11 protein-coding genes are annotated in these 12,469 nt (G+C 73.3%); 5 read left to right on the top strand and 6 right to left on the bottom strand.

What is annotated here, in order from left to right:
* Nucleotides 1–43: 43 nt before the first annotated feature.
* From HW837_RS39520 to HW837_RS49770, 4 genes are all read right to left on the bottom strand, one after another.
* A complete protein-coding gene (locus HW837_RS39520; protein ID WP_045561801.1) occupies nucleotides 44–1,066 on the bottom strand; it encodes a hemolysin family protein in 1,023 nt (340 codons plus the stop codon).
* The gene (locus HW837_RS39525; protein ID WP_045561800.1) at nucleotides 1,063–2,406 is read right to left on the bottom strand and encodes a hemolysin family protein; all 1,344 of its coding nucleotides are present in this window, start codon (nucleotides 2,404–2,406) and stop codon (nucleotides 1,063–1,065) included. The genes HW837_RS39520 and HW837_RS39525 overlap by 4 nt, the downstream gene beginning before the upstream one ends.
* Nucleotides 2,407–2,672: 266 nt before the next feature.
* The gene (locus HW837_RS39530; RefSeq protein WP_045561799.1) at nucleotides 2,673–3,353 is read right to left on the bottom strand and encodes a response regulator; all 681 of its coding nucleotides are present in this window, start codon (nucleotides 3,351–3,353) and stop codon (nucleotides 2,673–2,675) included.
* Nucleotides 3,350–4,399, bottom strand: a complete 1,050-nt coding sequence (locus HW837_RS49770) for a sensor histidine kinase (protein WP_193381674.1) — start codon at nucleotides 4,397–4,399, stop codon at nucleotides 3,350–3,352. Before HW837_RS49770 ends, HW837_RS39530 begins: the two co-directional genes overlap by 4 nt.
* A gap of 155 nt (nucleotides 4,400–4,554) precedes the next feature.
* Here HW837_RS49770 and HW837_RS39540 point away from each other — a divergent pair, with 155 nt between their 5' ends.
* From HW837_RS39540 to HW837_RS39555, 4 genes are all read left to right on the top strand, one after another.
* On the top strand, nucleotides 4,555–5,271 hold the full coding sequence (locus HW837_RS39540) for an ABC transporter ATP-binding protein (protein ID WP_045561798.1): 717 nt from the start codon (nucleotides 4,555–4,557) through the stop codon (nucleotides 5,269–5,271).
* Nucleotides 5,268–7,580 (top strand): ABC transporter permease, encoded by a 2,313-nt coding sequence (locus HW837_RS39545; protein WP_193381656.1) that lies wholly within the window; start codon nucleotides 5,268–5,270, stop codon nucleotides 7,578–7,580. The genes HW837_RS39540 and HW837_RS39545 overlap by 4 nt, the downstream gene beginning before the upstream one ends.
* 127 nt (nucleotides 7,581–7,707) lie before the next feature.
* Entirely contained in the window at nucleotides 7,708–8,595 is an 888-nt protein-coding gene (locus HW837_RS39550) for an SIR2 family NAD-dependent protein deacylase (RefSeq protein WP_196789997.1), read from the top strand.
* A gap of 58 nt (nucleotides 8,596–8,653) precedes the next feature.
* Entirely contained in the window at nucleotides 8,654–9,130 is a 477-nt protein-coding gene (locus tag HW837_RS39555) for a tautomerase family protein (RefSeq protein WP_193381655.1), read from the top strand.
* A gap of 97 nt (nucleotides 9,131–9,227) precedes the next feature.
* On the opposite strand, the gene HW837_RS39560 is transcribed toward HW837_RS39555, so the two are convergent.
* The gene (locus tag HW837_RS39560; protein ID WP_193381654.1) at nucleotides 9,228–10,892 is read right to left on the bottom strand and encodes an acyl-CoA dehydrogenase family protein; all 1,665 of its coding nucleotides are present in this window, start codon (nucleotides 10,890–10,892) and stop codon (nucleotides 9,228–9,230) included.
* Nucleotides 10,893–10,967: 75 nt separating this feature from the next.
* Here HW837_RS39560 and HW837_RS39565 point away from each other — a divergent pair, with 75 nt between their 5' ends.
* Nucleotides 10,968–11,720, top strand: a complete 753-nt coding sequence (locus HW837_RS39565; protein WP_045561793.1) for a PaaX family transcriptional regulator C-terminal domain-containing protein — start codon at nucleotides 10,968–10,970, stop codon at nucleotides 11,718–11,720.
* 12 nt (nucleotides 11,721–11,732) lie between these two features.
* Here the strand turns inward: HW837_RS39565 and HW837_RS39570 are convergent, their stop codons facing one another.
* A complete protein-coding gene (locus HW837_RS39570) occupies nucleotides 11,733–12,323 on the bottom strand; it encodes a TetR/AcrR family transcriptional regulator (protein WP_193381653.1) in 591 nt (196 codons plus the stop codon).
* Between the last annotated feature and the right edge of the window lie 146 nt (nucleotides 12,324–12,469).

A 12,469-nucleotide genomic window follows, 5' to 3' on the forward strand; every position in this document is an offset into this window, starting at 1 on the left:
TGGCGCCCACCGGCCCCTGGGCCCCTCGGCTGTCCGCCCCGTGTCAGACCCGCCTCGGTTGCAGATAGCGGGCCAGCAGATCGTCCAGGCTGACCAGGCCGGTGAGGCGGCCCGTGGTGTCGTGGACGACGGCGAGTGTGGCGCGGTGCCGGCGCAGGACGTCGATGGCGTCGGCCACGGTCGCGTCGTGCCCCAGCACGGGTACGGGACGGGCGAGGGCCCGGGCCGTGACCGCGCGGCCCCTCGTCCGGGCGACCAGGGCGTCACGGGCGTGGACGGAGCCGAGGACCGTCTCGTCCGGGGCGCGGACGAGGAGGCGGGTGCGGTCGTGGTCGGCGGCGGCCCGGAGGACGGCCTCGACATCGGCGTCCGCGTCCACCGAGGTGATCTCGGCGGCCGGGACCGCGAGGTCGCGCACCGGGGTCTCGGGCTCCGTCAGCGAACGCGTGATCAGCTCGGAGTCGGCCGCGCTGATCAGGCCGAGACGCTGCGACTCCTCGACGAGGTGGGTGAGCTGCTCGCGGTTGTGGACGGACGCGAGTTCGTCGCGCGGGGTGACCCGGCACAGTCGTACCAGGGCGTTGCTGACCCGGTTGAGCAGCCCGATCAGCGGGCGGACGGTGCGGACCACGGCCCGGAAGGGCGGGGACAGCAGCATCGCGGATCGCTCGGGGTGGGCGATGGCCCAGGACTTGGGGGCCATCTCGCCGACGACCATGTGCAGGAACACCACGACGACCATGGCGACCATGAAGGCCACGCCGTAGCTGAGGGCACTGGGCAGGCCCAGGTCGTGCAGCAGGGGGTCGAGTTCATGGGAGATGGCGGGCTTGGAGACGGCGCCCAGGCCCAGGGTGCAGACGGTGATGCCGAGTTGGGCGCCGGCGAGCATCAGGGACAGTTCCCGCATGCCGGCCAGGGCGGCGTGGGCGCCCCTCCGGCCCGAGGCGGCGGCCTGTTCCACACGGTGGCGTCGGGCGGCGACGAGCGCGAACTCGGCGGCGACGAAGAAGCCGCTCCCGATCAGCAGCAGGACGGTGACGAAGAGGGCCATGGGGAAGCTCATGCCTGTTCCTCCTCGCGCTCGCGCGCGGGCAGCCGCTCCAGCCGGACCGTGTCCGGTACGTGGCGGTCGAGGGTGCGTACGTCGATGACCGCGCTCCCCCCGTCGGGCAGGTCGACGGTGAGCCGGTCGCCGATGGCCGGGAAGCGGCCGAGCCGGTCGACGACCAGGCCGGCGACGGTGTCGTAGTCCTCCTCCTCGGGCAGGGCGACACCGGTGGCGTCGGCGACCTCGTCGAGGCGGCGCCCGGCGTCCACCAGCCAGCCGGTCCCGTCGGGGACGGCGAGTTCGACGACGGTGTCGGACTCGTCGGCGATGTCGCCCACGAGTTCCTCGGCGATGTCCTCGTAGGTGACGATGCCGGCGACCCCGCCGTGTTCGTCCAGGACGACGGCGAACTCGTCGTCGCGCTCCCGCATCCGGGTCACGGCGTCCGGCAGCGGCAGGGTGTCCGGCAGCAGCAGCGGGCGACGGGCGAGGGCACCCGCGGTGGTGGCGGTGAGGGGCTGCGCGGGCAGCCGCATCAGTTCGCGCACGCCGAGCACTCCGGCGACGTCGTCCGGGTGGTCGCCGAGCACCGGGTAGTTCGAGTGGCCGTGGCGTGCGATCAGTTCGACCGCCTCGGCGGCGGAGGCGTCCTTGTGGACGAAGACGGCGCCCGCGCGCGGCACCATGACCTCGTCCAGGGTCCGCTCGGAGAACTCCAGGGCGTGGTCGAGGAGTTCGGCGGTGTCCGTGGGCAGCTCGCCCTGTTCGTGGGACTCACCGATGAGGTGGCCCAGCTCCTCCAGGGTCGCGCCGTGGTGCAGTTCCTCGACGGGCTCCACACCCACCTTGCGCAGCAGCTTGTTCGCGGCGCCGTCGAAGATGTGGACGACGGGGCCCACGACCTTCAGATACGCGAGCGTGGAGGCGGCCAGTGACTTGGCCAGCCGCTCGGGGACGGCGAGCGCGAGGTTCTTCGGGGCCAGCTCGCCGAAGACCATCTGGACGACGGTGGCCGCGACGAAGGCCACGACCACGGAGATGCCGCCGACCGCGCCCTCGGGGACGCCGACACCGGTCAGGGCGGGTTCGAGGAGGGCGGAGACGGACGGCTCGGCGATGAAGCCGACGATCAGGCCGGTGACGGTGATGCCGAGCTGGGCGCCGGAGAGCATGAACGACAGCCGCCCCAGCACCTTCAGGGCCCGGGCCGCCCTCCGGTCGCCCGCCTCCGCCTCACGGGCGAGGGCGAGGCGGTCGGCGGAGACGTAGGCGAACTCCTGGGCGACGAAATAGCCGGTACCGGCGGTGAGGACCAGCACGGCCAGCACTCCGAGCACGGCGCTGAGGACGCTCATCGCCAAGACCTCGCGGAGTCCGAGGGGGCGCTCACGGAAACAGCGGGCGTGCTCGTGAAGTGCGAGGGGGCGCTCCCGGAGTCGGCCGGCCCGCTCCTCGGCTGCGAGCGTCTGCTCGGGGGATCCGAGGGTCTGCTCGGAGGGTCCGTCGGTCTGGCGGACAAGGGCTTGCTCCTTCGATCGGCGTGCGACTCGTGAACGATTCCGACCGGATCTTCGTTCCCGATCGCGATCACCCCGCAGCCGGCGCGGCGCCGCCCGCCGCGTCAGGACTCCCTGGCTCTGACCAGCCCCTTCTCATACGCGACCACGACGGCCTGGGAGCGGTCGCGCAGGTGGAGCTTGGCGAAGATACGGGCCACGTGCGACTTCACGGTGGCCTCGCTCAGGATCAGCTCGGCCGCGAGTTCCGTGTTGGACAGGCCACGGCCGAGGAGGGTCAGGACCTCGAGTTCGCGGGGGGTCAGCACCTGGAGGTCGGCGGAGACGGCGGGCGGCCCGGCGGCTTCCGTGGCGAAGCGTTCCACCAGTCGCCGGGTGATGGAGGGGGCCAGCAGCGCGTCGCCGGTGTCGACCAGGCGTACGGCGGCCGCGAGGTGCTGCGGGGTGACGTCCTTCAGCAGGAAGCCGCTGGCACCGATCGACAGGGCCGCGTAGACATAGCGGTCGAGGTCGAACGTGGTGAGCATCAGCACCCGGCACTCCGGGTTCGCGGCCAGGATGCGTCGGGTGGCCTCCAGCCCGTCCATGTTCGGCATCCGGATGTCCATCAGCACGACGTCCGGTGCCAGGTCGCGTGCCATCGTCACCGCTTCCGCGCCGTCGGCGGCCTCGCCCACCACCTCGATGCCCCGGGCGGTGAGGATCAGCCGGAACCCGGTCCGGATCAGCGTCTGGTCGTCGACCACGAGCACGCGCGGCGCGGCCTGCGTCCCGGCCGGCGTCACGGTCGGTCCAGCGGGATGCGGGCGCGGACCCGGTAGCCACCGCCGAGGCGGCGCCGGGCGTCCAGGTCGCCGCCGTACACCGCGACACGCTCACGCAGGCCCAGCAGTCCGCGCCCGGTGCCGCGCGGGTGGCGCGGGGCGGGACGCGTGGGGGGCGACGGGGCGGGGGCGGCGCCGGTCAGCACGCTGGGGCCGGTGTTCAGCACCTCCACGCGCAGCGCGCGGTCGGCGTAGCGCACGGTGACCTCGGCCCTGCCGCCGTCACCGTGTCTGAGCGCGTTGGTCAGTGCCTCCTGGACGATCCGGTACGCGGTCACGTCGATGCCCTGCGGCAACGGACGGGGTTCGCCGGAGATCCGTACCTCGACGGGCAGGCCGGCGAACGAGACCCGGTCGACGAGCGGCCCCAGCCGGTCGAGCCCGGGCTGGGGCGTCAGCTCCGCCGACTCCGGCCACGCCCCTCGCTCCACGCACCCCGCTTCGTCCACAGCCCCGCCCTTCGCCCCACGGCCGGCCCCGACCCCACCCTCGGCCCGGGACCCGGCCCCCGCAACCGCCTCCGCACTCACAGGCGCACCCGCGTCCGCCGCGTCCGCACCCGCCATGTCCGCATCCCGGTCCGCACCCTCCTGCGCGCCCGACGTCTCCCGCGCGTCCGGGTCCTCCTCCGGTTCCTCCCCGTTCTGCGACGGCGCCAGCAGCCCCAGCAGATGCCGTAGGTCGGTCATCGCGCCGCGGCCCGCGTCCTCGACGGCCAGCAGGGCCGCCGCCGCCTCGTCCGGCATGGTGCCCAGCACCTCGCGCGCCGCCCCCGCCTGGACCACCATGAGACTGACGTTGTGGCTGACGATGTCGTGCAACTCCCGGGCGATACGGTCGCGTTCGGCCGCGATCGCGGCCCGCGCGGCGCTCTCCCGCTCCCGTTCGAGCAACCAGCCGCGCTCCCCCAGCGCCCTCCGCCACCGGCGCCGGGTGCGCACCAGGGCCACCGCGAGACCCCCCGCGACCGCCGTCACCACCCCCAGCGCCGCCACCGGCCCGTTCATCCCCCACTCCCACATGGGGTTCACCTTCGCAGACCGGCCGGCCGCCGCGCATCCACCCCCGGATGCGGTCCCCTGCATCTGCGGGATGAGACGCGGGCCACGGTGCCGTCCGGGGAGGGATGTCCCGGCGGCGCCACTCGCCTAGCGTCCGGTGCATGGTCACCGAGGAGAACGAGAACAACAGCGCGGAGGCCGTCGTACGACTCGACGGTGTGCGCAAGGAGTACGGGGAGACGACGGCTCTGGACGGGGTGTCGCTGGAGATCCGGGCCGGTGAGGCGGTCGCGGTGATGGGTCCGTCGGGGTGCGGCAAGTCCACGCTGCTGAACATGATCGCCGGACTGGACCGTCCGTCGGACGGCACGGTGGTGGTGCACGGCGAGAACGTGGGGGAACTGACCGAGAAGGGGCTCGCCCTGTACCGGCGGCGCCGCATCGGCATGATCTTCCAGTTCTTCAACCTCATCGACGACCTGTCGGCGCTCGACAACGTGGCACTGGCGGCTCAGTTGACGGGCACTCCGGCCCGGCAGGCCCGCCGTCGTGCGCTGGAGCTGTTCGACGAGCTGGGCATCGCCGACCGGCGCCATGCCTATCCGGCGGTGCTCAGCGGCGGCGAACGTCAACGGGTCGCCGTGGCACGGGCGTTGATGAACCGTCCGGCGCTGCTGCTGGCGGACGAGCCGACCGGGGCGCTGGACAGCCGCGCCGGGGAGCAGGTGATGGACCTGCTGCTCGACCTCAACCAGATCGGCCAGACGCTGATCATGGTGACGCACGACGAGCGTCTCGCCCGGCGCTGCGCCAGCCGGCTGGTCGAGTTCGCCGACGGCCGGGTGCGCGGCGAACACACCCTGGAGCCGTCCGTATGAGGGCCGTGTGGCGGACGGCGCGTGCGGCGGTACGACGGCGCAGGCTCCAGACGCTGGTGATCGCGCTGGTCACACTGACCTCGACGACGGCGATCGTGGTGGCGCTCGGTCTGGTCGACGCGGCCTCGTCGCCGTTCGACAAGGCCTTCGCGCGGCAGCGCGGGCCGCATGTGGTCGCCGCCTTCGACCGCGCGAAGGTCGCGGACGGTGAACTGGAGCGGGCGGCCCGGCAGTCCGGGGTCGCGGCGACCGCGGGTCCCTTCCCCCAGGCCACCGTCGAGCTGCCGAGAGCGGTCATGGACTACGGCCTCGGCAGTGAACTCACCGTCGTGGGCCGGCCCGGCCCCGGGGGGCCGGTGGGCCGGTTGGACCTGTGGGCGGGCCGCTGGGCCACCGGGCCCGGTGAGGTCGTCCTCAACCGGCAGTCCGACTGGACGGCGGACGACCTGGGCAAGAAGCTGCGGCTGCCCTCCGGGCCCGTACTCACCGTCGTCGGCTTCGCCTTCGATCTGAGCCGCACCGCCGACGCCTGGGTCGCCCCCGGGCACATCGAGGCCCTGCACCCCAAGGCCACGCAGGTGCTGTTCCGCTTCACGGACGCCTCGTCGGACCGTGTGCTGCGCTCCCGACTCGCCGCGGTGACGCGGGAGTTGCCGTCGGGCGCGCTCGCCGGCTCGCGGTCGTACCTCACCCTCAAGGAGCAGATAGGCAGTGCGGCGCGGGCGTACGCGCCCTATCTGCTCGCCTTCGGGATCCTCGGCGTCCTCGTGTCCGTGCTCATCGTCGCCAATGTGGTCAGCGGCGCGGTGATCTCCGGCTTCCGGCACATCGGCATCCTCAAGGCGCTGGGGTTCACGCCGGGGCAGGTGGTGGCCGTGTACCTCGTGATGATCTCCGTCCCGGCCGTGCTGGGCTGTGTCCTCGGGACGGTGGCCGGCAATCTCGCGGCACGGCCCCTGCTGCGGTTCGCGTTCACGGGGCCGGACGCGGGAGTGTTCCACGACACCGTCTCGCTCGCACCCTGGGTCAACGTCCTCGCTCTGGCCGGGATGCCGGCCGTGTGCCTCCTCGCCGCGCTCGCGCCCTCGGTGCGCGCCCACCGGCTGTCCGCCGCGCGGGCGATCAGCGCGGGCAGCGCACCGCGCGCCGGCCGGGCGCTCGGCGTCCAGCGCCGGCTGGCGGGCAGCCGGCTGCCGCGCTCGGTGAGCCTCGGGCTGGGCCTGCCGTTCGCCCGGCCGGGGCGCAGCGCCCTCACGCTCGCGGCCGTGGTCCTCGGTGTGACCACCGTGACGTTCGCGACGGGCCTGGCCACGACGATGGACCGGGTGGGCAACGCGGGTCGCGACGCCTACCAGGTCACGGTCTACGTGGGGAAGTACCGCGACGGCAAGGAGATCAAGCCCGTCCACGACGACCTGGCCCTGCACGCCCTGCTGCGCTCGCTGCCGGACGCCCGCGAGGTCACCGCCAGGGCGGACACCGAGGTCCGGCTCGCGGGGTCCACGGAGAAGCTGTGGCTGGAAGCGCGGCGCGGCGACCGCCCTGTGATGGGCAGTGTGCTCACCGAGGGCAGGTGGCTGCGGGGCACCGGTGAGGTGGTGGCGGGATCGGCCTTCCTGCGCGGCCACGGCCTGGACGTCGGCGACCGCGTCCGGATCGAGAAGGGGGATCGCGGCGCGGACGTGGTCGTCGTCGGGGAGTACATGGAGACGAACGCCCGTGCCGTCGTCACGGACTGGGCGACCATGCGGGCAGTGGCACCGGAGGAGAAACCCATCGCCTACCACGTCAAGCTCCGCGACGGGGCCGACGCGGGAGCCTACGCCCGCGCCACCGAAGCCGCGGATCCGGGGCTGAGCCCGTCCGCGACCGGCGCCAATACCGTCACCCGGACCATCGTCGGCTCCGCCACCGCGCTCACTCTCCTGCTCGCCGTCGTCGCATCGCTCGGCGTCTTCAACACCGTCGTCCTGAACACCCGTGACCGTCGCCGCGACCTCGGCATGCTCAAGTCCATCGGCATGACACCACGCCAGGTCACGGCGATGACGGTGGCCTCGATGGCGCTGCTCGGCGCCCTCGGCTCGCTCCTGGGCATCCCGCTCGGCATGGCGGGCCACCAGCTGGTCGTCCCGCGTATGGCGGACGCGGTGGACATGACCCTGCCGTCGTACATGACGGACGTCTGGAGCGCCCCGGCCCTGGCCGGGCCGGCTCTCGCGGGCGTGCTGATCGCCGTCCTGGGCGCGTACGTACCGGCCCGGCGCGCGGCCGGGCTGACGATCGCGCAGGTGCTGCACAACGAATGACGGGGCCCGAGGGGGGGCCGCCGGGGCGGCGTCTGTCGGATTCGGACCATCAGCGGTCCCGATCCGACCCTGGCCCCGTCGGGTCCCCGCCCTACGGTGGGCGGGACGCTCGAAAGGACCCCTGGAGATGACCGTCCATAACGGCGCCACGGACGACGTGACGTCACCCGCCTCCCTCACGGCCGCCGCCCAGGCCCTGCGCACCTGGCTCGACGAGGCGGACCGTGTGCTGGTCGCCGCCGGCGCGGGGCTGAGCGCGGCCGCCGGGTACGACTACGGCGACACCGCACGCCTCAAGGAGCTGCTCCCGGCGCTGTACGGGCTGGGCCTGCGTTCCCGGTATCTACTGGGCGTGCCGCTGCCGGCGGACATGATGTGGGGCTACTGGGCCGTGCACATCGACGACATCCGCTTCGGTTCCGAGCCCAACCCGCTGTACCGGCGGCTGCGTTCCCTGATCGGGGACCGCGACCACTGGGTGATGACGTCGAACGTGGACGCGCTGTTCGCCCGCAACGGCTTCGCCCCGGACCGGGTCTTCGCGCCCCAGGGCGACTACGGCCGTCTGCAGTGCACCGTGCCGTGCGTCCAGGAGACCTGGGCGGCGCGCCCGTTCCTCGATCGCGTCCTCGCCGCCTACGACCGGGAGACGGGGCGGGTGACCGATGCGGCCGCCCTGCCCGTCTGCCCGAACTGCGGGGCGGACGTGTTCCCGAACGTGCGGGTGGGTCCTGAGTTCGTCGACGCCGCCCACATGCCCGCGGGGGACCGGCTGAACCGCTGGCTGGGCGAGGCGCCCGGCACCGCCCGCCTGCTCGTGCTGGAGATCGGGGCCGGCTTCAACACACCCGGCGTGATCCGGTGGCCCGTGGAGAACCTCGTCCGGCACACCCCCGGGGCCCGCCTGGTGCGGGTGAACCCCGCCCGTCCGGAAGTTCCGGCCGACCTGGGGGACCGGGCCCTGGCCGTGCCGTTCGGGGCGGACGTACTGCTGGACGCGCTCGCCGTCGATTAGAACAGTCGTCATAGCCCCGTGTACCGTCCTTCTATAACGATCGCCATAGGAGGCCGTCATGACCGTCATCACCGTGAACACCCCGCAGGGCCGTCTGAGCCTCGAACAGCGTCGGACGCTGGCCGAGACCCTGACGGACGCGGTCCTCGTGCCCGAGGTCGGACAGTTCGCCCCGGCCGCGCGGGCCGGCTTCCAGGTCCACTTCACGGAGCGGGCCGCCGACATGATGGCGATCGGCGGGCGGCTGCTGGTGGACGCCGAGCAGGCGGCCGACGTCATGGTGGTCGATGTGACCGTGATGGACGGCGACTGGCGTCGAGAGGTCCGGGCCGAGGTCGTCGAACGGATCCTGGCCGCGCTGGCCGAGGCGTGCGGTGTCGCGCGGCCCTCGCCGTCGTGGTGGGTCACCTTCCGGGTCGTCGACGAGGGCAGCTGGGGCTCCGGCGGCGGGGTGCTGTCGGTCCTCTCCCTGCTCGACAGCGGAGTGTTCACACGGGAGAAGGCCGAGGCGATCCGCACGGCCCTCGGCGCCTGAGAAACCCGAGGACCCCGCCTCCGCCACCACGCCCGAGCTCCGCGCCTCGGTCCGCGCCCGCGCCTCGACACACGCCCCCGCCTCGACCCGCACCTGTTCAGCCGGCCGGCAGGGACCGGTTCAGGATGGCGTCGAGGTCGGCGGAGTTCGGGAGCGTGCCGTAGGCATGCCCCCAGTCCCCGGCGAGCCGGGTCGCGCAGAAGGCGTCCGCGATCGCGCCCGGCGCGTGCCGGACCAGCAGGGACGCCTGGAGGGTGAGGGCCATGCGCTCCACCAGCCGCCGGGCACCCGCCTGGCCGGCCACGCGCACCGCGTCCTTCAGCCCGGCGGCGGCCGTATCGAGCCGGGCGTCCGCGCCCCGGGCCAGGGCGAGTTCGGCGAACAGGGCCTCCGCGGTGTCGGGGTCGCGGGTCAACGCCCGCAGCACGTCGAGGGCGTTGACATTGCCCGAGCCCTCCCAGATGGACAGCAGCGGCGCCTCACGGTAGTGCCGGGGCATGCCCGAGTCCTCCACGTAGCCGTTGCCGCCCAGGCACTCCAGCGCCTCGGCCGCGAAGGCCGGGCCGCGCTTGGTCACCCAGTACTTGCCGACGGCGGTGGCGATCCGGCGCAGCCTCCGCTCGCCCTCGTCCCCGCGCATCGCGCGGTCGGCGGCGCCGGCCAGCCGCAGGGTGAGTGCCGTGGCCGCCTCGGACTCCAGCGCGAGGTCGGCCAGGACGTTGCGCATCAGCGGCTGGTCGAGCAGCCGCGCCCCGAAGGCGCTGCGGTGCCGCGCGTGGTGGCCCGCCTCGACGAGTGTCCTGCGCATCAGGGCCGCGGAGCCCATCACACAGTCCAGGCGGGTGCAGTTGACCATCTCGATGATGGTCTTCACGCCCTGCCCCTCGGGCCCGACCCGCCAGGCGACGGTGCCGTCGAACTCGGGCTCCGAGGAGGCGTTGGAACGGTTGCCGAGCTTGTCCTTGAGCCGCTGGATCCGGAAGGGGTTGCGGCTGCCGTCGGGCAGGACACGCGGCACCAGGAAACAGCTCAGCCCGCCGGGCGCCTGGGCCAGCACCAGGAACAGATCGCACATGGGCGCCGACGTGAACCACTTGTGCCCCCGCAGGGTGTACACACCGGGCTCGGAACTCGGCGTGGCCGTCGTGGTGTTGGCCCGTACGTCGCTGCCGCCCTGCTTCTCGGTCATGCCCATCCCGGCGAGCAGCCCGGGCTTCTCGGTGGGCACCCGCAGGACCGGGTCGTACTCCCGTCCGGTCAGCAGGGGTTCGTACACGGCGGCCAGCTCCGGCTGCCGGCGCAGCGCGGGCACGACGGCGTACGTCATCGAGGTCGGGCAGGTGTGTCCGGCCTCCGTGTGCCCCCACACGAGGGCTCCGGCGATGCGCGCGACATGGGCGCCGGGCCGGTCGTCCGCCCAGGCCGCGCCCGCCAGACCCGCACGCACGGCGGTCCGCATCAGCTGATGCCAGCCGGGGTGGAAGTCGACCTCGTCGATCCGGTTGCCGTAGCGGTCGTGGGTGCGCAGTTCCGGCTCGTACCGGTTGGCCTGTTCGGCCCATTCCTGCACCTCGGCACCACCGGCGACCGTCCCGAGCCGCCGGACGTCCTTCTCGGCCCACTCCGCGCCCTCCCTGCGCAGCCCCTCCAGCAGGGCCGCGTCCTCGGAGGCGTCGTAGGGGACGAGCGGCGGAGGCTGGTTGGTGACGTCGTGGGTGGCGCCGGCGGAGCGCGGCCGCGTGTGCGCGAGTATCGAGACCATGCCGCGAGTATTACACTATTTCTACGGTCGCAGCTATGACGTAACAATGATCGAACGCCCCGTACAGTACGGGTCATGCAGACGAACGCGCCGGGGCGGCCCGCCGAGCTGGAACTGCGGCCGCTCTCCGCGCGGTCGGTGGTCCTGAGCCTGCTGCTGGGCATGCATCCACCCGAGCTGCCGGTGCGCGAACTGGTGCGCCACGTGGAGGCGTTCGGGGTCGCCGGGTCCACGCTGCGGGCCGCGCTCAGCCGGATGGTGGCGGCCGGGGACCTGCGGCGCTCGGACGCCGTGTACCGGCTCAGCGACCGACTCCTGGACCGTCAGCGACGCCAGGACGAGTCGGTGCACCCCGAGACCCGGCCATGGCGGGGCGACTGGGAGATGGTCGTGGTCACCGCGACGGGCCGCAGCCCCGCCGAGCGCGCCGATCTGCGCGCGCGGCTGACGGCGCTGCGGCTCGCCGAGCTCCGGGAGGGCGTCTGGCTCCGCCCGGCCAATCTGCGGCACACCCGGCCGCCGGGCCTCGGCCCCACGGTCCAGCACTTCGACAGCCGCCCCGAGCAGCCCGCGGCAGACCTGGCGGCGAGCCTGTGGCCGCTGGACGACTGGGCGGGCACCGCCGAGGCGCTGCTCGGCCACATCGAGCGGACCCGCGAGCCCGCGGACCGTTTCACCGCGCTCGCGGCGGCCGTACGCCATCTGCTCGCCGACCCCGTCCTGCCGGCCGACCTGCTTCCGGCGAACTGGCCGGGACCCGCGTTGCGGACCGCGTACACGGCCTACCGGCGGGAGCTTGTCGAGACGGTGCTCGGGCGGACGGACTGAGCCCGGTCTCCCTCAGGGCCGCTGCGCGACCGCCCCGGCGATCAGCGCCTCCAACTGCTCCGCCACCCGGTCGAGGGGCTGGATGCCGCGCTTGGCACGGCACATGGCGATGGCGCCCTCGACCGACGCCACGACGAGCGCGGCGAGGCCGGAGGCCCGCTCCGGGTCGACACCGTGGTCGCGCAGCGCGTCGGCGAGCAGGCGCTCCCAGCCGTCGAAGGCCTCGGCGGCGGCGATGAGGGCCGACGGGATCTCGTCGGCCGGAGGCTCCTCCACGGACACCGCGAGCACGGGGCAGCCGGCACGGAACTCGCTGTCGAGGACGACGCCGCGCCACAGGGCCAGGAACGCGCGCAGCCCGGCGACGGGGCCCGCCTCCAGCGCCTTGCCCAGCCTGCGGGCGATGGCCGCGTCGGCGTGGCGCACGGCTTCGGTGGCCAGTTGCCCCTTGCCCTCGGGGAAGTAGTGGTAGGTCGAGCCGAGGGGCGCCCGGGCGTGCTTGGCCAGGTTACGGATGCTCGCGGCGTTCAACCCGCGCCTGCTGATCAGATCGGCCGCCCCGGCCACGATGCGTTCCCGCGACGGTGTGCCCTCCTGCGCCAAGACCGTGCTCCCCTCTGGCTATATCGCTCGTCATAGTCTAGCGTGACCTCCGCTTATAACGATCGTCATAGACCTCGTCACGGCCCTCGTCGTGGACCGTGCGCAGGTCTCGATCCATCCCGACGACCCGACCCCCGAAGGGACTT

The sequence above is a fragment of the Streptomyces caniscabiei genome (assembly GCF_014930365.1).
Taxonomy (GTDB): domain Bacteria; phylum Actinomycetota; class Actinomycetes; order Streptomycetales; family Streptomycetaceae; genus Streptomyces; species Streptomyces caniscabiei.

Bases quoted from the DNA above. Each gene is read 5' to 3' on its own strand.
- HW837_RS39540 (WP_045561798.1), top strand. From the start codon at position 4,555: ATGGTCACCGAGGAGAACGAGAACAACAGCGCGGAGGCCGTCGTACGA.
- HW837_RS39560 (WP_193381654.1), bottom strand. From the start codon at position 10,892: ATGGTCTCGATACTCGCGCACACGCGGCCGCGCTCCGCCGGCGCCACC.
- HW837_RS49770 (WP_193381674.1), bottom strand. From the start codon at position 4,399: ATGAACGGGCCGGTGGCGGCGCTGGGGGTGGTGACGGCGGTCGCGGGG.
- HW837_RS39565 (WP_045561793.1), top strand. From the start codon at position 10,968: ATGCAGACGAACGCGCCGGGGCGGCCCGCCGAGCTGGAACTGCGGCCG.
- HW837_RS39545 (WP_193381656.1), top strand. From the start codon at position 5,268: ATGAGGGCCGTGTGGCGGACGGCGCGTGCGGCGGTACGACGGCGCAGG.
- HW837_RS39550 (WP_196789997.1), top strand. From the start codon at position 7,708: ATGACCGTCCATAACGGCGCCACGGACGACGTGACGTCACCCGCCTCC.
- HW837_RS39525 (WP_045561800.1), bottom strand. From the start codon at position 2,406: ATGAGCGTCCTCAGCGCCGTGCTCGGAGTGCTGGCCGTGCTGGTCCTC.
- HW837_RS39555 (WP_193381655.1), top strand. From the start codon at position 8,654: ATGACCGTCATCACCGTGAACACCCCGCAGGGCCGTCTGAGCCTCGAA.
- HW837_RS39520 (WP_045561801.1), bottom strand. From the start codon at position 1,066: ATGAGCTTCCCCATGGCCCTCTTCGTCACCGTCCTGCTGCTGATCGGG.